Here is a 25,536-nt window from a genome sequence, read left to right on the forward strand (position 1 = left end):
ACTTAATTTGTATACAAAATGGCAAAAAAAGGTAACAGGGTGCAGGTAATACTGGAATGCACAGAACATAAGACTTCTGGTCAGCCAGGTACTTCCCGCTACATCAGCACCAAGAACAAAAAGAACACTCCTGAACGTCTGGAGTTGAAAAAGTACAATCCAATTTTAAGGAAAGTAACTGTACACAAAGAAATCAAATAATTGATCGTTAATGTTGGTGTTAATCGTTTATCCTATTGATGCGATTGGCAATTGACAGGGTAGATTTTTGACAATTCGCTTAACTTTTAAGTAAAAAATATTATGGCAAAAGCAGCTTCCAAGAACTCGAAGGTAAAAGATGCTAAAGCAGCCGCTGAATCCAAAGTTTGGACTAAGGTGATCAAGGCTGTTCGTTCTCCGAAAACTGGTGCATATACCTTTAAAGAGGCTATCGTGCACAAGGATAAGGTGCAGGAGTACATGGCTAAATAATTCGGCTTTATAAATTATATAGAAAGCTGTCTCGTTTGTAAAACGAGGCAGCTTTTTTCTTTAACCATCTCTTTAATTCTTTACCAGAAAGCCCCCCGAAACGACGCATTTAGCAATTTATTACCCAGCTCCACATTTTTCTGTAAATTGGCGCTGTATTTAATATTTCATCCACATTTGTTAAGTCCGTCGCGGCAAAAAACAGACAGCTATGAGTTTTTTCAATAAGCTTTTTTCAAGAGAAAAGAAGGAAAGCCTGGATCAGGGATTACAAAAGACAAAAGAAAGTTTCCTCAATAAGATTGGCCGTGCCATTGCCGGTAAATCTTCTGTAGATACAGAAGTACTCGATAACCTCGAAGAAGCCCTGGTATCTGCAGATGTAGGGGTGGACACGACTGTAAAGATCATCGACAGAATCGAAAAGAGAGTATCTAAAGATAAATACCTGGGTACCGGCGAACTGAATAAGATCCTCCAGGAAGAAATTGCCAGTCTGCTGGTAGATGCACCAGACAGCGGTTTCCGTGATTTCGATATCCCTGCCGGCAAAAAGCCATATGTTATTATGGTCGTAGGTGTAAACGGTGTTGGTAAGACTACCACTATCGGCAAACTCGCTTACAATTTCAAGAAAGCAGGCAAATCAGTCCTGCTTGGTGCTGCCGATACTTTCCGCGCAGCGGCAGTAGACCAGCTCTCTATCTGGAGTGATCGCGTTGGTGTACCTATCGTAAAGCAGGCGATGGGTTCTGATCCGGGTGCAGTGGCTTTCGATACCGTACAGAGCGGCGCCGCCAGGGAGGTGGATGTGATCATCATCGATACAGCGGGTCGCCTGCACAACAAAGCTCACCTGATGGATGAGCTGAGCAAGATCAAGCGCGTAATGAAGAAAGTGCTGCCAGAGGCTCCGCACGAAGTGTTGCTGGTACTGGATGGCTCTACCGGTCAGAATGCACTGGAACAGGCAAAACACTTTACCGCAACGACAGAAGTAACCGCCCTGGCGATCACTAAATTGGATGGTACAGCAAAAGGTGGTGTGGTGCTTGCTATTGCGAATCAGTTTAAAATTCCTGTTAAATATATTGGTATTGGCGAAAAGATGGAGGACTTACAGGTCTTCAATAAAGAAGAGTTTGTAGATTCTCTGTTCAGTATGAATGGCTGATTTTGAAGAAAATTACCTGGAGCCCTGCAAGCAATTGCGGGGCTTTTTGATGGGGCAGAGGTTTCGTGCACGATGATATAGATATGTCACATATTTTTCATACACACTTTGGCTGAAGTATGAGCTATCATACCCGGGCAGGAAAATTGAACAGTCTGTACTATATAGTTGGATTATAGTTTAATGAATAAAATTAGTTCCCGGATGGCGGGATCTTTATAAAAGGAAGGTGGCGATACTACCGCAGAACGGGTACCAGCCTGAGAATTCCTGTATTTCATTAAAACGGAGTACCTCCGGGCGGCCCTATATAAATTATGAAACCCTACAATACGTTCACCTGATTGACGTTTATACATAAATGAGAATTGACAATTCGTAATAAATTAACTACCTTTGCAATTCTTTGAACAAATATAACCCCCACTAAGGCTCATAGTCACTAAACAGCAAGTCTCGCTGTTCTCTTCAGTTTCGTGTCTGGATGTCTTCGTGGCGGTAATCAGACAAGCCATCTGCTTGTTTGCCCGATAAAAAATTATTCGCGCTTGAAGACAAAAACTTTAAAGAAAGATAAGGTTAACATTATTACGCTTGGATGTTCCAAGAACATGGTAGATTCTGAGGTACTCAGCGGACAGCTGCTTGCCAATGAAATTGATGTGGTGCATGAGAATGCAAAAAAAGATCATAACATCGTAGTGGTAAACACCTGCGGTTTTATCGACAAAGCAAAAGAAGAATCCATCAATACCATCCTGGAGCAGGTAGAACTGAAACAACGTGGCCGCCTGGACAAGGTGTACGTAACCGGCTGTCTCAGTGAACGTTACCGCGGTGACCTCGAATCAGAGATCCCCGGTGTAGATGCCTGGTTCGGTACCATGGAACTGCCACTTATTCTCAAAAAATTCGATGCTGATTATAAAGCAGAACTGATCGGTGAAAGATTGTTGAGCACACCTACGCATTATGCCTATCTGAAGATTGCAGAAGGTTGTAATCGTACCTGCTCATTTTGTGCCATCCCGCTTATGCGTGGTACACATGTATCTAAGCCTATCGAAGCGATAGTAACAGAAGCAGAGAAACTGGTGAACTCTGGTGTGAAAGAGATCATGCTGATTGCACAGGAACTGACCTATTATGGCCTGGATCTGTACAAGCAACGTAGACTGGCAGATTTATTGCGTGCATTGGCGAACGTCAAAGGACTGGAGTGGATTCGTCTGCACTATGCCTATCCGCACAAGTTCCCAATGGAAATATTAGATGTAATGAAGGAGTTCCCGAACATCTGTAACTACATCGATATGCCACTGCAACACGCAGCTGACAATATGCTGAAAGCCATGAAACGCCAGATCACCCGTGGTGAAATGGAAGAACTGGTGGCAGCTATCAGGGAAAAAGTTCCCGGCATTGCACTCCGTACTACACTGATCACCGGCTTCCCCGGCGAAACGCTTGAAGATGTGGAAGAACTCAAAGCCTTCCTCGAAAAAATGCGCTTTGACAGGGTAGGGGTTTTCACCTACAGCCATGAAGAAGGTACCAGTGCGTATGACCTGGAAGATGATATTCCGGCAGAAGAAAAGGAACGAAGAGCACAGGAGATCATGGAAGTACAACAGGAAATCTCCCTGGAGAAAAACCAGGAGATGCTTGGAAAGATCTATCGTGTGATCGTTGATAAAAAAGAATCAGGCCGTTATCTGGCACGTACAGAATTTGATTCAGTAGAAGTAGATAATGAAGTGATCATTAATACCACCAAACGCCTGAAACCCGGTGAGTTTGTCAACGTAAGAATTACGAAAGCTTACGATTATGACCTGGAAGGTGAACTTGTATAAAAGCACCTCCAACAGCGGAATGTAAACTTGCAGAGGAATACTTCAAGGGAAGAAATGTAAACTTAGCAGGAGCAGGGCTTCAACACAGGAATTTGAACTTAATATAAGTCTACATCCAACGCAGGTACGATTGCGTAAGTTTCGTTCTAAGAAACAACAGGAAAAGTAACCCAGTGCATAGAATTCGCTGGGATAATATACCAGGGCTCCCGACGGAGCCTGATCAAAGCAAATCAATGACAACATTTGAAACATTAGGCTTACAAGAGCCCCTTTTGAAAGGAATCCAGGACCTCGGATTCGTAGCGCCTACACCGATACAGGAAAAAGCTATTCCTGTACTCCTCGGCGGAGACAGAGACTTCGTAGGTTTAGCCCAGACGGGCACCGGTAAGACGGCAGCATTTGGCCTGCCGCTGTTACAGCAGATTGATATTAAACAGCGTCACCCACAAGGGCTCATATTATGCCCTACCCGTGAACTGTGCCTGCAAATCACCAATGACCTGAAAAATTTCAGCAAGCATCTGGGAGACGTAAGCATCGTAGCGGTATACGGCGGTTCCAGCATCGTACAGCAATTGCGTGACCTGAAGAGAGGCGTACACATCGTGATAGCAACTCCTGGTCGTTTGCTGGACATCATTGACCGTAAAGCGGTTAATTTCACAAACGTACGTTATGTAGTACTGGATGAAGCAGATGAAATGCTGAACATGGGTTTCCAGGAAGACATCAACAGTATTCTCTCTAATACACCTGAAGAGAAAACAACCTGGTTGTTTTCCGCTACCATGCCACAGGAAGTACGCCGTATCGCACAGAAATATATGAGCGATCCGTTCGAACTGACTGTAGGTAACAAAAACAGCGGTAACGTCAACATCGAGCACGAATACTATATTGTGCGCCCACGCGAAAAATATGCGGCACTGAAACGTATCGTGGATTTCAATCCTGAAATCTTCGGTATCATCTTCACCCGTACTAAAATAGAATCACAGGAAATCGCTGAATCACTGATCCGCGATGGTTACAACGCCGATGCACTGCATGGTGACCTGACCCAGCAACAGCGTGATAAAGTAATGAAACGTTTCCGTGAAAAATCACTGCAGGTACTCGTAGCAACGGACGTTGCTGCACGTGGTATCGACGTTGACAACGTAACACACGTCATCAACTACGAACTGCCTGATGACGTTGAAAACTACACCCACCGTTCCGGTCGTACCGCCCGTGCCGGTAAATCAGGGGTATCTATTGCTATCATTGGCAGCCGTGACACTGGTAAGATCCGTCAGATCGAGCGCGTAATCGGTAAGAAATTCCTGAAAGCTGAAGTACCAGACGGTTTCGCAGTATGTGAAAAACAACTGTTCGGCCTCGTACACAAAGTACACAGCGTAGTCGTAAACGAAGAGCAGATCGAGCCATACCTGGAACGCATATATGAAGAGTTCCAGAACATGAGCAAGGAAGAAATCATCAAACGTTTCGCTTCTCTCGAATTCAATCAGTTCCTGGAATACTACCAGGATGCGCCTGATCTGAACGTGAAAGAAGAAAAACGTACCTTCGAAGCTGGCGAACGTAGCACACGTGGTAATGGTAAATTTACCCGCCTGTTCATCAACCTGGGTTCAGTAGACGACTTTACCCGTGGCGATATGCTGCGCTATCTCTGCGATACCAGCGGCGTACGTGGTAACAAAATCGGTCGTATAGACCTGAAAGGTGTTTACTCCTTCTTCGAAGTAGAAAACGATGTGGTTGGAACATTCCAGGATACTTTCAAGAAAGCTGAGTACAATGGTCGCAGCGTAAGAATTGAAATGTCTCAGGATGGCGATCGCCGCAGAAGTGGTGGCCCAGGTGGTGGCGGCCGTAGCCGTGAAGACGGTGGTGGCAGACGTCGTTGGGAAGGTAGTGGAAGTGGCGGCGGTTCAAGCCAGCGCCCAGGATTGAAGAAGAGATACTAATCGATTTCGAAAAATAATAAAGAAACCGCCTTCCTTAGTGAGGCGGTTTCTTTTTTTATGGCCTTATACTTGATGATATGATCACGATTGGGCCTTCAAAATTCAAAATTTGAACTATCTTGTATCCACAGCCCTTTCCCGGTTTATGACAAAAGACAACACGCATCAATTACAGCCCGTAGAGCCCTTTTCTCTCTTCTCTGAACAAGATATCGCATTGTTTCAGGAGGGCCGGCATCCGCACCTGTATGAAAAATTTGGGTCACATCAAACCACCTTTCAGGGGGTGAGTGGTACGTATTTCGCCGTCTGGGCGCCCAATGCGACCTACTTGTCCGTGATCGGCGACTTCAATGACTGGGATCAACACCGCCACCATTTGTATCCCCGTTGGGACAAATCGGGGATTTGGGAAGGTTTCATACCACAGGTAGCACCGGGTACACTCTACAAATACTTTATCCGTTCTAATGCCGGGGAAGAATTGCGCAAAGGCGATCCTTATGCAAACTACTGGGAGCTGCGTCCTAAAACAGCCTCCATTACCTGGGAACTGGACTACAAATGGAAGGACAGCAACTGGATGAAGACCCGCAGTCAGCACAACAGCTTACAAAGCCCTTATTCCGTGTACGAGGTACACCTGGGCAGCTGGCAGCGGCCCGATCCCAATAATCACGAAGTATTTTATAATTATAGCGAAATAGCCGCGAGATTGATCCCGTATGTGAAGGAAATGGGTTTTACCCATGTGGAGCTTATGCCGGTCATGGAGCATCCTTTTGATGGCTCCTGGGGTTACCAGGGTACGGGGTATTATGCCCCTACCTCCAGGTATGGTTCACCGCAGGAATTCATGGCCTTCATTGATGCCTTTCACCAGGAAGGAATCGGTGTGATCCTGGACTGGGTGCCTTCGCATTTTCCATATGACGAGCATGGCTTATTCCGTTTCGATGGCACGCATACTTACGAGTATGCCGACATGCGCAAGGGCTTTCACCCGGACTGGAATAGCTATATCTTCAACTATGCCCGCAATGAGGTGCGCTCATTCTTATTGAGCAATGCCATATTCTGGTTAGATAAATATCATGCAGACGGATTGCGGGTAGATGCAGTCGCCTCTATGATTCACCTGAATTATTCCCGCGAAGCTGGTAAATGGGAACCGAATGAACATGGGGGAGAAGAGAACCTGGAAGCGATCTCTTTCCTGAAAAATATGAATGCTACAATCTATTCACTTTTTCCGGATGTACAGACGATCGCTGAAGAATCTACTTCTTTTTATGGGGTGTCAAGACCTGTGTTCATGGGCGGTCTTGGATTTGGCATGAAATGGATGATGGGGTGGATGAATGATACACTGGCGTATTTCAAACGGGATCCTTATTACAGGAAATTCCAGCAGGATCAGCTTACATTTAGTATCGCCTATGCATTTACAGAAAACTTTATGTTGCCGCTCAGTCATGATGAAGTGGTGCATGGAAAATCTCCCATGCTGTATAAAATGCCTGGTGATGACTGGCAGAAATTTGCGAACCTGCGATTGATGTACAGTTATATGTTCACACACCCGGGTACGAAACTGTTATTCATGGGCGATGAGTTTGGACAGACATCAGAATGGAATTATAAATCACAGCTCGACTGGCACCTGATGGAACATACTTCGCACCAGGGCCTGAAGGCATTTGTAAAAGCACTAAATCATCTGTACAGGGCAGAACCTGCATTGTACATAAAGCAGTTTGAATACTACGGGTTTGAATGGGTGAATGTTTCCGATTATGACAATAGTGTGTTGGCTTACCTGAGAAAAGGAATGGACCCGAAGGAGGATATACTGATCATACTGAACATGACACCCATAGCCAGGGAAAATTATTTACTGGCAGTAAATGAAAATGCCAGCTGGAAAGAAGTGCTGAACAGTGATGCGGAAGTGTTTTTCGGTAGTGGTGTAATTAATACTGCCATTGTAAAAGCGAAGCAGGAAGCGTATAACGGTAAGGAGTATACTTTGCTGCTGAGATTACCTCCTTTAGGTGCTGCCATATTCAAAAAAGTGTAGATATTATTCTTACTTAAATAGTTAGTGTCCTTCCTGCGGGAAGGACTTTTTTTTGAAACAAACTTTGCGACAAAATCCCTGAATTCCGCGATGAATCCCCATCAATAAGAGTACTAAATTGCACATAGAATTAAAAACCGCTTTTTGTAAAAAATTGAATAAGAGTTTATTGTAAGGCATGTGAAAATAAATTATACGCTGTTAAACTTTTGTTTATTTTTTTAGTCAAACCTTAGCTTACTGATAGTAGTAAAAAATTTATGCAAATCTGTAGTAGGCTAAATCTCTATTATTAAACCAAAAACCATTCTTTTATGAAGACCTATCTCCGCACTTCCGGATGGGGGCTAGCCACGTTAGTATTGTTGGCTTTAGTTGTTTATTCCTGTAAAAAGGATAACTCTAATGCATCAACAGGCCTTGGCGCAAACCAACAGAGACTGAATGTATTCCTGGCAGATGATCCAGGCAGTCGCTTTGATAACGTATTTCTGGACATCAAGTCAGTACAGGTACTCGTTGATACCTGCGATGGTGCTAATGGAAAGGGTAAAGGTGGCAGCAATAGTGGTGAAGACTGGGGTAATGACTACAACCGTTGTCACTGGGGTGAAGATAAAAACGACCGGAATGATTCCTGCAAGGTTTGGGATTCTCTGGCTATCTCAGCAGGCGTGTACGATGTACTTTCACTGCGTAACGGCGCTGATACCTTACTCTCTGAAGGTGTAGTAACAGCAGGCAAAGTAAGAAGAATCCAGATCAACCTTGGGGACAACAACTACCTGGTGAAAGACAGCATTCAGTATCCGCTGAAAGCACTTAATGGCCAGGTGAAACTGGTGGTAAACATCCGTCCTGAAGAATGGGAAGAATACCAGAGCGGTCATTACCGCCTGTGGCTGGATTTCGATGTAGACCGTTCTATTATCCAGACCGGCAATGGCAAGTTTATACTGCGTCCTGTTATTCACGTATTCCTGGTATCAGAAACAGGTAGTATCTCCGGTAAAGTAACCCCTTACGAAGCGTATCCGGTGCTGACTGTATACAACAATACTGACACTGCTTATGCATTACCATGGAAGAATGGAGAGTGGAAGATCAGAGGTTTGAATACAGGTACTTACAATGTATTTGTAAATGCATCTAATGGGTATGCTGATACAACAATTACCGGTGTGAAAATCGAAACTGGTAAGAATACAGCAATAAATGCGATCAAACTGAGTAAGTAAGTATAGAACAGGATATAAGGACTAAGACACACCATCATAAAATGAGAGGCTATATCGTTATAGATATAGCCTCTTTTCGTTTTCAGAATATAGTATTTTTGGGCAGGCTGCCGGCCTCTCTAATGCATATTATAAAAATTACTAACTTGTGTAAAATATCGCTGAATGAGAAAAATCCTCGCATTTTCTGTACTACAACTGTTATGCTTTTTAGTTTATTCGCAAGGCTTCACCATTAAACAAAACAAACGTGACGACCAGAAACGCAAACAAGGCGAATGGTCCGAAGAGGTAGCTGCCACGCGTGGCGAAGATGGCTACACCTGGGAAGGCACTTATGTGGACGATCGTAAAGAAGGCCTTTGGAAAAAATATGCGCCATCCGGGGGCCTTATTGCCGAAGAAAACTATAAACATAATGTACTGAATGGCCCGGCCCGTTATTTCTACCTGAATGGGCTGGTAAGCGCGGAAGGCAGCTTTGTCGCCAAAGACATTGACGACACTGTAGAAACTTACCGCGTGATAGATCCTATCACCCAGGAAGAAAAATTTGAAGAGATCAAAAGGAGTTCCAATTCCCTGCGCGACGGTCTCTGGAAGATCTACGATGAAGACGGGAACATGGTTAAAGAATATTACAAAAGGGGAGAACCGGTAAGTCCGGAAGAACTGGATACCATCACCAGCAAGGTGCCGAAGAAACTTCCTGCACAACCATCTCAACTGCCACATCAATCCGGGAAAAAACGACACTAAAAGGTTGCTGCAGGCATTTGACCAAATCAGCGTTGTAAGCCTGGAATTTCCCAAAAGTACTCCTGGAACTAAGTATTTTCCAGCTGTTTGAGTTGGCCCGCAGCACCAAATCAGTCGTCATTTTTCCTGCTCAGCGCACCATCCCAGCCAGGATGCCTGAAGAATGCACGGGAATTAAACCAGGTCACCCAGCAGGTAACAACAATTACTGCTTCAAACGAACCAGCTGTCACATCTTCAAAGAAATGCTGACTGAGGTAAATTCTTGAATAAGCAACCATTAGTGCCAGCAGAAAGTAAATACAACCATACCACCTGCGCGGGCTGATAAAAGTAAGCACAACCGCCGTGGTAAACGCGCACACGGTATGTCCTGAGGGAAAACTGAAATGATTTGAGAGCACTTCTACATCCGGTACCCAATAAATGGTTTTTGGTGAATCTGTGAAATACAATTTAGGCCGGGGAGCGCCCACCATATATTTCAAAGGAAAATTAATTAAACTGGTCAGCAGGTAACTGCTGGCCAGTAATAAACTGTAGCGATACCTTACAAATAATAAGATCAATACGAGGGAAACAGCCGTAGTAGCCCCACCCATTTCCGTAGCATACCTGAAAATCACATCTCCTGCCGGGAAATGCAATCCGTTAATAAAAAAGTAAATCTCTTCTCTGGTGAAAATAATTTTGAGTGTGAGTGCAATGACAAAAAGCAAGGCATAGGGAATCAAAAAGAATCGTAAACGAATGATAGCAGACTTCATAATAGAAATAAAAGTAATACTCTTTTTGTGGAAATTATCTCCCACATAAAAAAAGGGATTACCGCAATGTGAGGTCCACATTTCAGGCAATCCCTCTTTGGGAAAAAATTCAGGGCAAAAAACCGTTATTCAGCGTTTTGTTGTTGCTGTGCTTTCTTTCTTTTATTGTGCGCTGCTTCTCCGCCTTTCTTACCTATTTCGGCCATATGCTGTCTGTTCCGGCTTACTGCTACACCGCCTTTACGGCCGGCTTCACGAGCTTCCGCAGAATTAAACTCATGAGCTACGCCCTGCGCATGTGCAGCGCGACCGCCTTTGCTGGCTATCGCACGCTGCATGGATGCATCCATAGATGCAAATCCACGTTTATCTTTGCGACTTGGAGTTTCTGATTTTGATTTTTCTTCTCCTTCAGAATTGTGACCCTGGTGAGCATGGTTGCCATGTTGATCATGTCCATGATTGTGCTCGTGCGAATGCTCCCTTTCGAGTTTTTCTTGTTCCTGGGTGAAGTGATTGTTTTGTTCTGCAGCCATAAGAATGAATTTTGAAAGGTTTAATAATGGGTTCCGTTTAACATCAGATAATAAAACATATTCTCTGTCAAAGGAGGCACAACTATTATGCCGCGTATTTATAACCCATTGTAACACAGGGTTACACATACTATTTCGCCTTATCTTACTGTTTCATGCGTGGAGTATGCTTAACAATCTGTAGCAAATCTGCCCTTATTTTAAACAATTTGTTAAGCAAATGGTTGTGATAACAATCAAAAAGCCTTTTATAACTTCTTATTAACTAAATAAGATTCGTTCAGTATTAAACGTTCTGTTCATTTTGTTCATTTTGATCAGAGTGTTTGTGTATACGTTATAACGCGTTAATTTTGATTAACTCTAAAGTTGGCATAGGTTATGAAAAGGCACTAAGATCTCAATCTACAGTGCCCTTTTTTTTAGATCTAAACGGTTTAAAACGACAAATCCCAAATTCTTCAGCAATGAGAATTTGGGATTTGTCGTTTTTTTTATATTCGAACTTATTTATCTGATCACAAGCGTCTCAAATTTACGTTCTGCAATAATCTTGAATATACCACCTGTAGCATTGGCAGCGGAGAGTTTTACTGCCTTGCCATCTATGATGTATTCCTTTGGTTTGAACGGTAATCCATGTATGTAAATATGATGCTTCTTGTATGCCGCATCATAATTACCAAAGAAACGTTTCCTTAATTCAAACTGTGATTTTGTAGATACCTGTTTGAAACGGATATTGTTATACTGTCCGTTCTTATAACCATAGTGATCGCCCGCATCTTCGTAGAGCACGCTGCTCGCTACCACATCGCTATAATATACATGCAGGATCATTTCTTCTGCGTCACGCTGCTCTACATACTGGATCTTGTTATAATGCGGAATTACAGCTCCTGCTTTTACAAACAACGGCATCTCATCCAGAGGGGTCGCAATTTTTACAGATTGTTTGCCTGTATATACCAGGTCATTCCAGTAATAATACCAATGTCCTTCCGGCAGGTACACTTCTTTTTCCTTCATGCCTTTTTCGCTCACATGACTGATAAGCAGGTTATCGCCCAACATGAATTCGTGTGTACGGTCATGCGTTTGTACATCATGCTGATCCACGAAAGCCAGCGGCCGCATCATCGGTGTGCCGTTCACGCTATATTGCCAGAAGGTAGTATACAGGTAAGGTAATAGCTGGTAGCGCAGCTGAATAAACTTCTTTGCTACTACTTCGTATTCGCCACCAAAGCTCCATGGTTCCTGGTTAAACCCGGTTTCGTTACTGGCAGAGTGTGTACGCATGAGCGGATGGAAGACCGCTAACTGTACCCAGCGAACATACAGTTCGCCATCAGGCTCGCCAATGAATCCACCGATGTCGCTGCCGACAAAGGAAATACCGGATACTGCCAGTCGCTGTGCCTGAATAGTAGCCAGCCAGAGGTGATCCCAGCTGCTCACGTTATCGCCCGTCCATAAAGAGGTCCAGCGCTGTGCACCGGCGTAGCAGGAACGGCTGATCACAAACGGACGGTGTGGCATGAGGTATTTGCGCATACCTGCTTCAGTCGATTTGCTCATGAGGTGACCATAAATATTGTGCGCCTTGCGATGACTGACTGCTTCGCCATCGTAGTCATGGCGAACGTCTTCTGGGAAGGAGCCCATTTCAAAAACGGCTGGTTCGTTCATATCATTCCACACTCCACGCACACCGGTATCGACAAGCCCTTTGAACAGACTAGCCCACCATTTCCTCACTTCGGGATTGGTATAATCCGGGAACACGCATTTGCCCGGCCATACATCGCCTTCCATGAGTGCTCCATCTGCACGCTTACAGAAATAATCTTTCTGAATACCCTGCTGGTAAATTGCATAGTCAGGATCTACCTTTATACCCGGGTCAATGATCACTACGATCTTGAAACCCATTGCAGCAAGGTCTTTGATCAATTTCACGGGTTCGGGAAATCCTTCTTTACTCCAGGTAAAACAACGGAAACCTTCCATGTAATCGATGTCAAGATGGATTACATCACAGGGAATTTCGCGTTTACGGAATTCAGCAGCGATTTCTCTGACACGCTTGTCAGGGTAATAGCTCCAGCGACATTGCTGATAGCCCAAAGCCCACAGTGGTGGCAGGTCTGGCGTTCCGGTGATCTTTGTATATCCTTCGGCTACCTGTAGTAATTCAGGGCCATAAATGAAGTAGTAATTCATTTCACCCCCTCTGGCCCAGAAACTGGTCGTATTCTCTCTTTCCTTACCAAAATCGAAGATGGTGCGGAAAGTATTGTCGAAGAAAATACCATAGCCAATTCCCTGGTGCAGGCCGTAGTAAAAGGGAATATTTCTGTAGAGCGGGTCGGTGTCTTTCTGATAGCCATAGGCATCTGTACCATAGTTCTCTACGCGTTTGCCATGCATGTTCAGATCGGTTGGCTTATCGCCCATTCCGTAGAAGCATTCTCCTTCCTGGATCTGCTTACTGCAGTACACGATCTTACCGCCCTTCTGCAGGTAATACTGCCAGTGGAAGCCCATTTCATCCTGGTTGATGATGCGGCCTTCCGAATCGGTAATGGTGAGGCGCAGATCATCGCGGTTGATGTAGATGCGCAAAATGTCAGTGAAGAGTTCGAAATTTTCTTCGTATTCCCGAAGTCCAAAGTTGACAGGTGTTTCTTCCAGGCGGTCGCTTACCGCATACGAGAAATCACGTTGAAACTTTCCATCAGCAGCATAGCGGAACCGGATGATCTTATCTGATATGATCCTTACTTCCAGGATGGTCTCCGATGTATAAAAATAGAAGTAGTTGCCTTCTTTTTTCCATTCCTTAATTGTATCCGGGTAGTGTTTTACCGAATACTTACCAGATGAGGTCGTTACTTGCATAGTTCGCTTTTATTAAAACCATTCTCTTTCCCTATCGGTGCCTAAATTAGGCAAAAAAATATTGTGATAACAGTGTTTCGATTATTATCATTCGGCCCTGATTCTCCGCCGTTTACCTGCAAAAATAACACATTGGCGAAAATTCACATACAAGTAAAGCATTCCCGGGTTATCTTTCCACCCTGAATAATATACTTTTTGCTTTAACCTATTTTTTCGGGGGTGTTTTTCAATACCCCTTTTTCTTTGAAAATAGTTTTCATTCCTGTTGGTGAATTTCCTCTTTCATGAATGTTTTATCAGGACAAGTGATAATTTCCGGTTTAAGGGAGCTCGACGATGCCCAATTTCCGGCTACCTGCCAGCCAGATCTTTTGCCTGTTGGGCGACACACCTGCTACATGAAATCCTTCATCACTGATCTTTTCCCAATGCACCCCAGCATCATAACTGATGTCTGTACCTGAGGGGCCGGTGGTAATGAACACGTCATTTTTCACATATACTACACAGGAACGATAGCCCCCGGGGGCGGCAACAGACACTTTCCAGCTCTTACCAGAATCAGTGGTGTATACACAATTCCTGGTAGTATCTTTTTCGTGCAGGTAGTCTCCGCCTACAATTACACCTTTTTTGCCATCGCGTTCCAATGCCAGGGAGAAAGCACCTTTGCTCGGGCTGCCCTGTGTAATTGGCAATACAACAATATTATAAAAATTGCCAATGAACCTGCTTACCTTTCCTCCCGTGACCATACCACTTACGATTGAATTACCGTAATAGTGATTGACCATGTTGGTGCCACTGGCGGCAAAAAGAGCTTCCCCGGCTTCAGCTAAAACGTAAAAATGTCTTTTCATCCAGGTATTCCCCCCATCGCCGGTAATGAGATAGGCCATTTTACTATCCGGGACAATGGGGTCTCCAATCGCAAATCCCTGTTGGTTATCCAGGAAATCGATATCATCAAAAAAAATGCCCTTTGTCGTATCCTCATATTTCAGCTGCCAGGTTTGCCCACCATCGGCCGTCATCATCAAATGTGCGGGAGAGCCAGCGTTCAGCAGCAGCGCCCGCCATGCGCTAAATGCATATAAACTGCGCCAATCCGCACTATCATGTTCAGGTACCTTCATCCACTTCCAATGTGCCCCTCCATCCGTGGTCAAACCCACCTGTCCGCCGGTGCCCGACACCCACACAACGGAGTCATTTACCACCGACATTCCCCTGATACTTGCTATAGGCGGGGTTTCAAGTGATTTAATCACCAGCTTTTGCTGTGCATAGGTAGAAAAAAAATGGGAAAAGAATACAGAATGTAATAGCAGTAAGGCTTTACCGAATTTTTGCATGGGTTATTATTGACTGTTCAGGCAAGAAAATTACAAAATCATTAGAAAGTGTGTAGCAGATTTATATATTTGCAAGCACTGCGTTTTTGTTGGACACAGTTAAACATGCATTACTAACCTCTTTTAACTTTGATATTGTCATTGCAACGGGCGGCGCAGATAATAAGGACTATTTTATTGTTTTTCCTATGCACCTTACCAGTGACTGTGTTGCGGGCACAGGAAAAGCCGTATATTTTCGACTCTTACGGGGTGAATGAAGGACTTTCTCAAAATTCTGTGTACGACATCTTAGAGGATACCCAGGGTTTTATGTGGATTGCTACTCACGACGGTGTAAACCGGTTTGATGGCTATGTGTTCAACGAATACCGTTACAACCCCAGTTCCCGCGAGATAGCGGGGCAGGGGAAAGGCAACCTGGGTACCCGGAGCAACACTGGCGGCCGTGCCCTCATCAACCGTTTCGCGCTCAAGGGCTACAAGGGGTATTCCCTTTACCGCAATACCCGTCATCAGTTGATACTCACACATAACTACGGTATCAGCGTTTACGACGAATACCGCAACAGTTTTGAAAACGTACTGGAAGATACTACCTGGGCCAATGAAGGTGAGCGGGATAATGGTATCAAGTTCAGGATCCTTGGCGAAGACACGGCTCTCAATGCACTTTACGTGTGGCGCCCTGCCAAAGGTCTCTATGTACTCGACTACAAGACCTATGCTATCAGGAGACTGATCCTGTATCCGCCGGCTATGCTGCGCAAGGGCCTGTCCGCATCAGCGGTGATCAAAGATGACAATACGATCTGGATGATCTTTGAAGCAGGTGAACTGCTGGGGATGAATATCAAAACACTCCGCGTTACCACCTACTGTCTGCCTGGTATTACGACACATCCTGTAATCCGGAACCTGAATAGCGATACACTGATCATTGCCTCCCAGGGGCATGTGGTCCTCTTCAATAAAAAACTGAATAAGTATACACCACTCACTTTTGATCAGCACGATGAAAAAGACATTTCCTTCGTGCCCCTCTGCATGGAACTGGACCAGCATGGCAATGTGTGGATTGGTGGTACAGACGGGATCATCGTCTACAATATCAAACGCAACGAAATTATCAATCACATTGTCACCTTCAACGGCTCCGAAACCCGCAGCTGGAATGTGGTGGCCTACCTGTACCGCGATGCCAGTGATAATATGTGGGTAGGCACAGATGGTGACGGCATAAAAAAATATTCTCCGAATAAGAAGGTATTCAACCTGTACCGCTCCCCATTTATCACCCACAATATGGTTAGGGCCGTGTACAAACACGATGATGGCAAACTTTATGTAGGCCTCATGCACGACGGACTGGATATTTATGAGAAAGGAGGGAAGTGGCTGGAACGTATTCCATCTGATGACGGAAGGAACAATATCTTCCCCGCCAAAAACCTGAACGCTATCTGCCGCGAAGATTTTGAACACCTGTGGTTCCATTTCTCTGACATGTACATTGGTTTGTTCAATGTGCACACTCATCGTTTCGAGGATCTTACACCATCTGTAAAGGCCCTGGGTATGCCCAATCAGGAAGATATTTATCCATTCCTGTTCAAACGGAATACCGGGGAGGTGTACTTCAATTACGGCGCCTATTTGCTGCAGATGATGCCTGTAGGCAGAAGCTACAAAGCCTCTATCATACATGAGTTCCCGAACGAAGTACTCACTACCTATTTCGAGGATTTCATGGGGAATAAATACGTAGGTACCAAGGTGGCTGTGTATGTGAAAAAAGCGGATAGCCCGGCCTGGGGAAAGATTTTTTTACCTCCCGGCACTATCGTAAAATCTATTAATAAGAACGCGCATAAACAATTGCTGGTAGCGACATCCAAAGGATTGTTCGTGTTGAATGAAAGGAATGAGATCATCCAGCATTACAATAGTTACACATTCCCGTCACTGGTGAATGATTATTTCTACGGCGTATTACTTGACGATAAAGACCGCATCTGGGTAAGCCACAATAAAGGTCTCTCGCAGATCAACCAGGTGACGGATTCAATCACTACCTACAACTACGAGGATGGTCTGCAATCAAATGAATTCAATACCGGTGCATTTTATAAATCTACTGACGGCGAATTATTCTTCGGTGGTATCCGGGGCGTGAATGGCTTTTATCCAAAAGATTTCAGGAACAACCCCTCCAAACCGAAAGTTGTGATCATGCGCATGGAAGTGCTGGATAAACCGTATGAATCTGATACGGCGCTGTCTTTACTGCGCAGAATTGAATTACCTTACAACCACAATACGATCGCGATAGAATTCGTACCACTGGAATTTACCAATCCACTGAAGAACAAGGTGCAGTACAAACTGGATGGTGCGGATGAAGATTGGGTACAGGCAGGTACTTTCAGAATGGCGCGTTACACGAATTTGCGGCCGGGTACATACACCTTCAATGTACGTGCTTCTAATAACGACGATATCCTGAACAGCACGCCTACCACCCTGGAAATCGTGATCCGCATACCATTCTGGCAATCCCTGTGGTTCCGCTTCCTCTTATTATTGCTCCTGCTGGGTGTGGCGTATTATTTCTCAACGCTCTATCTCGATTACAAGATCCGGCATGAGAAACTAAAACTGGAGAAAGAACAGGCGGTCGACCAGGAAAGGGCCCGTATATCGAGCGATATGCACGATGACCTGGGTTCGGGTTTGTCTACCATCCGCCTGCTCAGTGAAATAGCGAAACGCAAAATTCAGGATACAAACCAGACCAGGGAGATAGAACGGATCTCGGAAGCAGCCGGGGAGCTGGTGGACAAAATGAGTGAAATAATCTGGGCGATGAACTCTTCAAATGATTCTTTGGAGAATTTGATCGCATATATGCGTAGCTTTGCAGCGGACTTTCTGGAACATGCACATATTACGCATCAGTTTTATATTCCGGAAAGCATACCCAATATCAAGTTAAGTGGCGGAACCCGGCGGAATATTTACCTTGCTGTGAAGGAATCCTTACACAATGTGGTAAAACATGCACAGGCTACTGAAGTAGTGATACAAATAGAAATGCATAAGAACATGACCATTATGCTAAAAGATAATGGTAAGGGCTTTGATCAGGAGAAAGTAAGATTGTTCGGAAACGGTTTGAAAAACATCCAGAAAAGGATGGCTGCGGTAGGAGGATCGGCTGATATCTCGTCAGACAATGGAACCAGAGTTTTCCTGGATATACCATTAATTTAATTATAAATTTGTATTATTGGGTTGACCTCATAGAAAATAATAACAACTGATATAAATGACTGTATACTCTAAGAAGAAATCGCAGGATAACATGGATATTATTTCCGTGGCGATTGTTGAAGATAACCATGATATTCGTACAGCCATGGAACTGTTGATCAATGGCTCTGATGGATATGCGTGTATTGGTGCCTTCAATAATGCGGAGACGGCCGTTGAACAGATCCCCAATTTGTTACCCAATGTAGTTTTGATGGATTTTAACCTGCCTGGCGGGATGAATGGTATTGAGTGCATTGCGCGGCTGAAAAACGAATATCCGGATATGCACTTTATGATGCTGACAGTGTATGAAGATGATGACAAGATCTTTCAGGCATTGGAAGCGGGCGCAAGTGGGTATATTTTGAAAAAGACACCTCCCGGTGAACTGCTGGAAGCGATCAGAGACCTCCATGAGGGAGGATCGCCCATGAGCTCACAGATTGCAAGAAGGGTAGTGGCGTATTTCCAGAAACAGGCAAAACCTAATCCGGCGCTGGAAGCCCTGACTTCCAGGGAGAAGGAGATCCTGGATCAGTTAAGCAAAGGATTTTTATACAAGGAGATCGCAAGCAATCTCTTTATCTCAATAGAAACGGTCAGACGACATGTGCATAATATCTATGAAAAACTGCATGTCAGAAGCCGTACCGACGCAGTCAATAAGTATTATAACAGATAATATTTGCTTATAAAAGGGATAAAAAAACCGGGTCGCTAAGCGGTCCGGTTTTTTTTAGTCAGGTTATTAGTGTTACGCACGCAGTCTTTTGCGCATGAGGTGCACGGATAGCACCACAGCGGCAATTGCCATACACGCCAGTTTAAATAAAAGATTGGTTCTCATAGGAAAATGAAATAATTTTTAGGAGAATAAAACAAAACTACCGCATCATCTGCCAGGAGTCAAACTTCTGGATCAGCTTGATGAAGGTGCCGCCTAAACGGTTCATAGAGCGCTGCTCTTTATTTACCAGGTATGTTACCACGAAAGCTGCGCCAAGCATAGTCAGCACGATGATAAGGAAAAGTGTTTTCATAGTTTAGGACATAGGTGTTAAGACAATATCGTTACATGGTAAATATAAAAAATTTACTCATATAAAGATAATGCACTGAGTAACATTTAAGTGTAGTTTTGCATGGGTTTTTGTGAAAAATACCGGAAAGCAGGGAGGAAAATTCGTAATATGACGAGCCTGTTTATGATTCTTTTAGTCATATTGTATAATTTCTCCTTGGGATCATACAACGAAACCTTTATTTTTGCCCGCAACCGGATTTTGCTAAAAGTTTTAGTAATTTTACCCCCGGTCAGGGAATTGCCCCATTTTGAACTGTAAATTGGAATTTCTATATAATATGGCTAACACGGATAAGAAAGATCTAACAGCAGCAGCCTATACCGAAGACTCCATCCGCTCGCTCGACTGGCGCGAACACATCCGCCTTCGTCCAGGTATGTATATCGGTAAGCTGGGAGATGGTTCCAGTATGGACGATGGTATCTATATTTTGCTGAAAGAGGTGGTAGATAACTGTATTGACGAGCACACAATGGGTTTCGGCAAGCAGGTGGATATTAAAGTGACAGAACATAGTGTAACGATCCGCGACTTCGGGCGTGGTATTCCTCTCGGAAAAGTGGTAGACGTGGTGAGCAAGATCAACACCGGTGCCAAGTACGATAGCAAGGCCTTCCAGAAATCTGTAGGTCTGAACGGGGTGGGTACCAAAGCCGTCAATGCGCTTTCCAATTACTTCCGCGTAGAATCAATCCGCGACGGCCGCTCCAAGGTAGCCGAATTTGAGCGCGGGATACTCACCAAAGAATACAAGGAGGGGCCTACCAAAGAACCGAACGGTACCCTGGTAACCTTCACCCCCGATGATACTGTATTCCGCAATTACCGCTACATCCCAGAGTTCCTGGAAAACCAGATCTGGAACTATTGCTTCCTGAACGCTGGTCTCACCATCAGTTTCAACGATAAGAAATACGTCTCTAAAAATGGATTACTGGACCTGCTGCAGCGCAAAACCAACGAGGATGAGCTGCGCTACCCGATCATTCATTTAAGAGGGGAAGACATCGAAGTGGCCATTTCCCATGCCAGCCAGTACGGAGAGGAATACTACTCCTTCGTAAACGGGCAGCACACCACCCAGGGAGGTACGCACCTGGCCGCCTTCCGTGAAGCCTTTGTAAAGACCATAAGGGATTTCTATAAAAAAGACTACGAAGCTACCGACATCCGTACCTCTATCTGCGCGGCGATCTCCGTAAGGGTACAGGAACCGGTGTTCGAATCCCAAACCAAAACCAAGCTGGGTTCCCTCACCGTCTACGAAAACGGTCCTTCCATGAAGGCATTTGTACTGGAATTCCTCACCAAAAGCCTGGATGACTTCCTGCACAAAAACCCGGCAACCGCCGATGCCCTGAAGCGTCGTATCGAGCAGAGTGAACGTGAACGCAAAGAACTGGCCGGTATCAAGAAACTGGCAAACGAAAGGGCGAAGAAAGCCAACCTGCATAACCGCAAGCTGCGCGACTGCCGCCTGCACTTCAACGACGAAATTCCTCCAAGAGATAAAGGTGACCTGGAAAATAAACGCCTGAACACCACCATCTTCATTACAGAGGGTGATAGTGCCAGCGGTTCCATTACCAAGTCACGCAACGTAGAAACCCAGGCCGTATTCAGCCTTCGTGGTAAACCACTGAACAGTTTTGGGCTGACCAAGAAGATTGTATACGAAAATGAAGAGTTCAACCTGCTCCAGCATGCCCTGAACATCGAAGAAGGGCTGGATGGCCTGCGTTACAACAGGATCGTGGTAGCCACCGATGCCGATGTGGATGGTATGCACATCCGCCTGCTGCTGCTTACCTTCTTCCTGCAGTTCTTCCCGGACCTGGTGAAAAATGGTCACCTCTACATCCTGGAAACACCTCTCTTCCGCGTGCGTAACAAACAGCACACGATCTATTGCTACTCAGAGGAAGAAAAACAGAAAGCAATCAAAAAACTGGGCAATAAACCGGAAATTACCCGGTTCAAAGGTTTGGGAGAGATCTCACCTGAGGAATTTGGCACCTTCATCAGCGATGATATGAAGGTAGATCCGGTGATCCTGTCCAAGGATACACATATCCAGAAACTGCTGGAATACTATATGGGCAAAAACACCCAGACAAGGCAGGAATTTATTATTGGTAACCTCAGGTACGAAAAAGACCTGATTGAAGAAGCAGAATAAAGACCGAATGGAAACTGTGCATATCGTATTTGGTGAGTCATCCGTAGCCCCCATTCAGGGCGCGTTTGAACTGGATGAGCAGCTGAAGGGAGACATCCTGTATTTTGAGGATGACCTGTCCATCGGCCCCCTGTTCATAATCGATACCAAAGATGGGCAGGCTGGTCGCCGCCAGTGGTGGAACCAGCTGGCTGGGGTAGAACCTGCACCTGCTGCGCCTTTACTGGTCGAAAACGAAGCGGAAGCGCAACCCGTGGAAGAGGAAACAAGCCCTGACCCGGAAAAGTTCAAAGAACTCAAATCACGCCTCAAAGCCGACCCCGAACTCCAGGTATGGATCTGGGCCGGACAGAATGCCCGCGACGTAAGCGGTTATTTCTGGCTGGTCAGTCAGCTCTACGATTTCGCAGGCCGTATCTTCATTATCTACCTCAACAACCTGCCTTTCCTGAATGAAAAAGGAGGCGTATTTTATCCCACCCACCTGCATCAGATCCTGTCTAAGGAGTTCCTGAAAGCAAAGAAACTGGCAAGGGCCATTTCCCTGGCAGAATTCGAACTGGACGGTGATGAATGGAGCCGCCTGATGAACGAAAACGCAGGTATCCGGCTGCTGGAAGGTGGCAAGAAACTGAGGGGAGAACCTGTTACATTCTACGATAAAGACCTGCTGGCAGCCAGCAACGCAGAATTTCAGAAAGCAAATAAAGTCATCAACCAGGTAACCGGGAAAATGAAATATCCTGTCATGGACCAATACCTGGGCTGGCGTGTGAAAGAACTGGTGAAACAGGGGAAACTGGAAAGTAAAGGCGAACTGAAAACGAGCAAAGACTTCGAAGTTAAACTGGTATAAATCATGATCAAAGTAACGCCAGTCGAACTGGTAGGTGCCGACAACAGGGGAAGTAACCACATATGGTCCAGTGACCGTACCGGCGAAATGATCCTTTGCTACCGTAAAGCAGGCAGCAGCAGTGGACAGCATTATCACGAAGGCAAAAGCGCCGGCAAGAATCCTGAAATACTATACCTCCTCACAGGAGAAGCCAGCATCCACTGGTGTCCTTTAGGCGGCAACAGCATTCAGACCATCAGGGCTATTGCCCCTGCCAGAATAGAAGTTCCTATCCTGGTTTGGCATCAGCTGGTAGCAGATACCGACTGCTGCTTTATTGAAATGAACTCCATGGATGATGTGCGTAATGACTCCGTGCGGATCTGGAGAGATGAATTTGAAAAGATGATCAACAAATAGATTATGAGCGACATCGATAATACACAACCAACGGACGAATCCTTACATAACATTGCCCACATCGGGGGAATGTATGAAAGCTGGTTCCTGGACTACGCTTCCTATGTAATATTGGAACGTGCGGTACCCAGCGTGGAAGATGGATTAAAGCCAGTACAACGTCGTATTCTTCATGCCATGAAGGAACTGGATGACGGCCGCTTCAATAAGGTGGCCAACATCATCGGTACTACCATGCAGTTTCACCCACATGGTGATGCCTCCATCGGAGATGCGGTCGTGAACCTGGGGCAGAAAGACCTGTTGATCGACACACAGGGTAACTGGGGTGATGTACGCACCGGTGATGATGCGGCAGCTGCCCGTTATATAGAGGCTCGCCTCTCCAAATTTGCACTGGATGTAGCCTATAACCCAAAGACGACCTCCTGGCAGGTGAGTTACGACGGTCGTAAAAACGAGCCGCTGACCCTGCCCATGAAGTTCCCGCTGCTGCTGGCACAGGGAGCAGAGGGTATCGCCGTGGGCCTGTCTACCAAGATCCTGCCGCACAACTTCAACGAACTGATTGATGCTTCTATAAAATACCTGCGTGGCAGGAAGTTCGAACTCTACCCGGACTTCATGACCGGCGGTATGATCGACGTAGCTAACTACAACGACGGTAAACGTGGTGGTAAAGTACGTGTACGCGCCCACATCGAAGAGAAAGATAAAAAGACCCTCATCGTAAAGGACGTACCGTATGGTGTAACCACCACCGCCCTGATGGAATCCATCGTAAAGGCAAATGATACCGGCAAAATCAAGATCAAGAAAGTAGTAGACAATACTGCTAAAGATGTTGAAATTGAAGTACAGCTGGCCCCGGGTATCTCTCCTGATATCACCATTGATGCCCTCTATGCATTCACCGATTGTGAGATCTCTGTTTCTCCCAATGCCTGCGTGATCGTAGAAGATAAGCCCCGCTTCATCACCGTATCAGATCTGCTCCGCTACTCCGCAGAGTTCACCAAAGACCTGCTGAAACGTGAGCTGGAAATCAAGCTGGGTGAACTGAATGAGAAATGGCACTACACCTCCCTGGAAAAGATCTTCTTCGAAAAGCAGATCTACAAGGAGCTGGAAGAAAAGCATAAAGACTGGGATGCTGTGATCGCAGCCATCGACAAGCGCTTTGTACCTTATAAAAAGAACCTGAAGCGTGAGATCATGCGTGAAGATATCGTGAAACTGACTGAGAAGCCGGTGCGCCGTATCTACCGCCTCGATATCAACGAACTGAACGACCAGATCAAAGCGATCGATGCCGATATCAAACAGGTAAAACACGACCTGGCCAACCTGGTAGACTTTACCGTAGCCTACTACGAAGGTCTCCAGAAGAAGTACGGCAAAGGCCGCGAGCGTATCACCGAAATCAAAACCTTCGATACCATCCAGGTACAACAGGTGGCGATGGCGAATACCAAGATCTATGTGAATCGTGTAGAAGGTTTCGTAGGTACTTCCCTGAAAAAAGATGAATTCATCGCAGATTGTTCTGACCTGGATAACCTCATTATCTTCCGCAAGGATGGTAAGATGCTGGTGACGAAAGTAGCCGATAAAACCTTCGTAGGTAAGGATATTATTCATATCGATATCTTCCGCAAAGGCGACGAGCGTACTACTTACAATATGATCTATGTGGATGGTAAGTCCGGTATCAGCTACGCAAAACGCTTTAATGTAACGGGTATCACCCTGAATAAAGAATACGACCTCACTACGAAAGGAGAGAAGAACTCCAAAGTACATTATTTCACAGCGAACCCGAACGGGGAAGCGGAAGTGGTGAGCATCCGCCTGAGTCCTAACTGTGCAGCCAGGAACAAGGAGTTCGACCTGTTCTTCGAAACAATTGCGATCAAAGGGCGTAATTCAATGGGTAACCAGGTGACCAAGTACCCGATCCGTACGGTGAAATTCAAAGAGGCAGGTGTGTCTACATTAGCAGGGCAGAAGCTCTGGTACGATGACCAGGTGGGCCGCTTGAACACAGAGGAAAGAGGTGTGTACATTGGCTCATTCGAAGGAGAAGACAAAGTGTTTGTCGCATTTAAGAACGGTACTTACGAGCTGACAAACTTTGAGCTGATTAACCGTTACGATCCGAATGAACTGGTGTATATAGAGAAATTCAACCCGGAGAAGATCGTGTCAGCGATTTACTTCGATGCAGATAAGAAACAGTTCAATGCGAAGCGTTTCAAGATAGAAACCCAGACACTGAATAATAAATTCTCCTTTATTAAAGAAGGGCAGGGGAACTACCTGGAAATGATCACCACCCATTCTGAACCGGTGATCTTACTGAAAACAGGGAAGAAACGTAGTCCTGAAGAAGAGGAGATTGACCTCGCCGAATTTGTGGAAGTGACCGGCTGGAAAACAGTAGGTACGCGGATCGCAGGAGATGACCTGATCAGTGCAGAACTGGCAAGTGAGGAGGAAGAACCGGATGAAGGAAACGGCAATCCACAAGGTGAATTGTTCTAAATGAAATAGAACCTTTTATATTCAAAA

The 25,536-nt window shown here is 45.3% G+C and carries 19 protein-coding genes; 14 read left to right on the forward strand and 5 right to left on the reverse strand.

Annotated features, from left to right (window positions below):
• Positions 1-18 precede the first annotated feature (18 nt).
• The 8 genes from rpmG to U0033_RS00280 all read left to right on the forward strand — a co-directional run bounded on the left by rpmG (position 19) and on the right by U0033_RS00280 (position 9,563).
• The gene (rpmG, locus tag U0033_RS00245; RefSeq protein ID WP_012790733.1) at positions 19-201 is read left to right on the forward strand and encodes a 50S ribosomal protein L33; all 183 of its coding nucleotides are present in this window, start codon (positions 19-21) and stop codon (positions 199-201) included.
• A gap of 102 nt (positions 202-303) precedes the next feature.
• Positions 304-474 (forward strand): DUF4295 family protein, encoded by a 171-nt coding sequence (locus U0033_RS00250; RefSeq protein ID WP_072357218.1) that lies wholly within the window; start codon positions 304-306, stop codon positions 472-474.
• A gap of 211 nt (positions 475-685) precedes the next feature.
• Positions 686-1,648, forward strand: coding sequence for a signal recognition particle-docking protein FtsY (gene ftsY, locus U0033_RS00255; protein WP_072357219.1), 963 nt, complete (start codon positions 686-688; stop codon positions 1,646-1,648).
• Between the two features lie 548 nt (positions 1,649-2,196).
• Positions 2,197-3,504 (forward strand): 30S ribosomal protein S12 methylthiotransferase RimO, encoded by a 1,308-nt coding sequence (rimO, locus tag U0033_RS00260; protein WP_072357220.1) that lies wholly within the window; start codon positions 2,197-2,199, stop codon positions 3,502-3,504.
• A gap of 236 nt (positions 3,505-3,740) precedes the next feature.
• A complete protein-coding gene (locus tag U0033_RS00265; protein WP_072357221.1) occupies positions 3,741-5,486 on the forward strand; it encodes a DEAD/DEAH box helicase in 1,746 nt (581 codons plus the stop codon).
• 109 nt (positions 5,487-5,595) lie between these two features.
• Positions 5,596-7,566: a 1,4-alpha-glucan branching protein GlgB gene (gene glgB / locus U0033_RS00270; RefSeq protein WP_245801708.1), complete on the forward strand. Its 1,971-nt coding sequence runs from the start codon at positions 5,596-5,598 to the stop codon at positions 7,564-7,566.
• 314 nt (positions 7,567-7,880) lie between these two features.
• Positions 7,881-8,804, forward strand: a complete 924-nt coding sequence (locus U0033_RS00275; RefSeq protein WP_072357223.1) for a DUF4382 domain-containing protein — start codon at positions 7,881-7,883, stop codon at positions 8,802-8,804.
• Positions 8,805-8,969: 165 nt separating this feature from the next.
• Positions 8,970-9,563 carry a toxin-antitoxin system YwqK family antitoxin gene (locus U0033_RS00280; RefSeq protein ID WP_072357224.1) on the forward strand — a complete coding sequence of 198 codons (594 nt, stop codon included), beginning with the start codon at positions 8,970-8,972 and terminating at the stop codon, positions 9,561-9,563.
• 110 nt (positions 9,564-9,673) lie between these two features.
• Here U0033_RS00280 and U0033_RS00285 read toward each other — a convergent pair whose 3' ends face one another.
• From U0033_RS00285 to U0033_RS00300, 4 genes are all read right to left on the reverse strand, one after another.
• Positions 9,674-10,330 carry a phosphatase PAP2 family protein gene (locus U0033_RS00285; protein ID WP_177318533.1) on the reverse strand — a complete coding sequence of 219 codons (657 nt, stop codon included), beginning with the start codon at positions 10,328-10,330 and terminating at the stop codon, positions 9,674-9,676.
• 125 nt (positions 10,331-10,455) lie between these two features.
• A complete protein-coding gene (locus tag U0033_RS00290) occupies positions 10,456-10,866 on the reverse strand; it encodes a KGG domain-containing protein (RefSeq protein WP_218163982.1) in 411 nt (136 codons plus the stop codon).
• A gap of 510 nt (positions 10,867-11,376) precedes the next feature.
• Positions 11,377-13,770, reverse strand: coding sequence for a glycoside hydrolase family 31 protein (locus tag U0033_RS00295; RefSeq protein WP_072357226.1), 2,394 nt, complete (start codon positions 13,768-13,770; stop codon positions 11,377-11,379).
• A gap of 323 nt (positions 13,771-14,093) precedes the next feature.
• Complete coding sequence (locus tag U0033_RS00300; RefSeq protein WP_072357227.1) at positions 14,094-15,128, reverse strand: YCF48-related protein; 1,035 nt, start codon at positions 15,126-15,128, stop codon at positions 14,094-14,096.
• 135 nt (positions 15,129-15,263) lie between these two features.
• Here U0033_RS00300 and U0033_RS00305 point away from each other — a divergent pair, with 135 nt between their 5' ends.
• On the forward strand, positions 15,264-18,401 hold the full coding sequence (locus U0033_RS00305) for a sensor histidine kinase (protein ID WP_177318534.1): 3,138 nt from the start codon (positions 15,264-15,266) through the stop codon (positions 18,399-18,401).
• A 55-nt stretch (positions 18,402-18,456) separates the two neighbouring features.
• Positions 18,457-19,125: a response regulator transcription factor gene (locus tag U0033_RS00310; protein WP_083571340.1), complete on the forward strand. Its 669-nt coding sequence runs from the start codon at positions 18,457-18,459 to the stop codon at positions 19,123-19,125.
• 202 nt (positions 19,126-19,327) lie between these two features.
• Here U0033_RS00310 and U0033_RS00315 read toward each other — a convergent pair whose 3' ends face one another.
• Entirely contained in the window at positions 19,328-19,483 is a 156-nt protein-coding gene (locus U0033_RS00315) for a hypothetical protein (RefSeq protein WP_177318535.1), read from the reverse strand.
• Between the two features lie 322 nt (positions 19,484-19,805).
• On the opposite strand from U0033_RS00315, the gene U0033_RS00320 reads away from it, so the two are divergent.
• Genes U0033_RS00320 through U0033_RS00335 form a run of 4 tightly spaced genes read left to right on the forward strand, consistent with a single transcriptional unit; the run spans position 19,806 to position 25,509 of the window.
• Entirely contained in the window at positions 19,806-21,707 is a 1,902-nt protein-coding gene (locus U0033_RS00320; RefSeq protein ID WP_072357229.1) for a DNA topoisomerase IV subunit B, read from the forward strand.
• On the forward strand, positions 21,691-22,563 hold the full coding sequence (locus tag U0033_RS00325; protein ID WP_245801709.1) for a DUF1835 domain-containing protein: 873 nt from the start codon (positions 21,691-21,693) through the stop codon (positions 22,561-22,563). Before U0033_RS00320 ends, U0033_RS00325 begins: the two co-directional genes overlap by 17 nt.
• Before the next feature lie 3 nt (positions 22,564-22,566).
• Complete coding sequence (locus U0033_RS00330; RefSeq protein WP_072357230.1) at positions 22,567-22,965, forward strand: hypothetical protein; 399 nt, start codon at positions 22,567-22,569, stop codon at positions 22,963-22,965.
• Between the two features lie 3 nt (positions 22,966-22,968).
• Positions 22,969-25,509: a DNA gyrase/topoisomerase IV subunit A gene (locus U0033_RS00335; RefSeq protein ID WP_072357231.1), complete on the forward strand. Its 2,541-nt coding sequence runs from the start codon at positions 22,969-22,971 to the stop codon at positions 25,507-25,509.
• The last annotated feature ends 27 nt before the right edge of the window (positions 25,510-25,536 follow it).

It is taken from the genome of Chitinophaga sancti (genome assembly GCF_034424315.1).
Lineage (GTDB): Bacteria > Bacteroidota > Bacteroidia > Chitinophagales > Chitinophagaceae > Chitinophaga > Chitinophaga sancti.

Coding starts and splice junctions, on each gene's coding strand:
- rpmG (WP_012790733.1), top strand. CDS start 19: ATGGCAAAAAAAGGTAACAGGGTGCAGGTAATACTGGAATGCACAGAA.
- U0033_RS00250 (WP_072357218.1), top strand. CDS start 304: ATGGCAAAAGCAGCTTCCAAGAACTCGAAGGTAAAAGATGCTAAAGCA.
- ftsY (WP_072357219.1), top strand. CDS start 686: ATGAGTTTTTTCAATAAGCTTTTTTCAAGAGAAAAGAAGGAAAGCCTG.
- U0033_RS00265 (WP_072357221.1), top strand. CDS start 3,741: ATGACAACATTTGAAACATTAGGCTTACAAGAGCCCCTTTTGAAAGGA.
- U0033_RS00275 (WP_072357223.1), top strand. CDS start 7,881: ATGAAGACCTATCTCCGCACTTCCGGATGGGGGCTAGCCACGTTAGTA.
- U0033_RS00280 (WP_072357224.1), top strand. CDS start 8,970: ATGAGAAAAATCCTCGCATTTTCTGTACTACAACTGTTATGCTTTTTA.
- U0033_RS00285 (WP_177318533.1), bottom strand. CDS start 10,330: ATGAAGTCTGCTATCATTCGTTTACGATTCTTTTTGATTCCCTATGCC.
- U0033_RS00290 (WP_218163982.1), bottom strand. CDS start 10,866: ATGGCTGCAGAACAAAACAATCACTTCACCCAGGAACAAGAAAAACTC.
- U0033_RS00295 (WP_072357226.1), bottom strand. CDS start 13,770: ATGCAAGTAACGACCTCATCTGGTAAGTATTCGGTAAAACACTACCCG.
- U0033_RS00300 (WP_072357227.1), bottom strand. CDS start 15,128: ATGCAAAAATTCGGTAAAGCCTTACTGCTATTACATTCTGTATTCTTT.
- U0033_RS00310 (WP_083571340.1), top strand. CDS start 18,457: ATGACTGTATACTCTAAGAAGAAATCGCAGGATAACATGGATATTATT.
- U0033_RS00315 (WP_177318535.1), bottom strand. CDS start 19,483: ATGAAAACACTTTTCCTTATCATCGTGCTGACTATGCTTGGCGCAGCT.
- U0033_RS00320 (WP_072357229.1), top strand. CDS start 19,806: ATGGCTAACACGGATAAGAAAGATCTAACAGCAGCAGCCTATACCGAA.
- U0033_RS00330 (WP_072357230.1), top strand. CDS start 22,567: ATGATCAAAGTAACGCCAGTCGAACTGGTAGGTGCCGACAACAGGGGA.
- U0033_RS00335 (WP_072357231.1), top strand. CDS start 22,969: ATGAGCGACATCGATAATACACAACCAACGGACGAATCCTTACATAAC.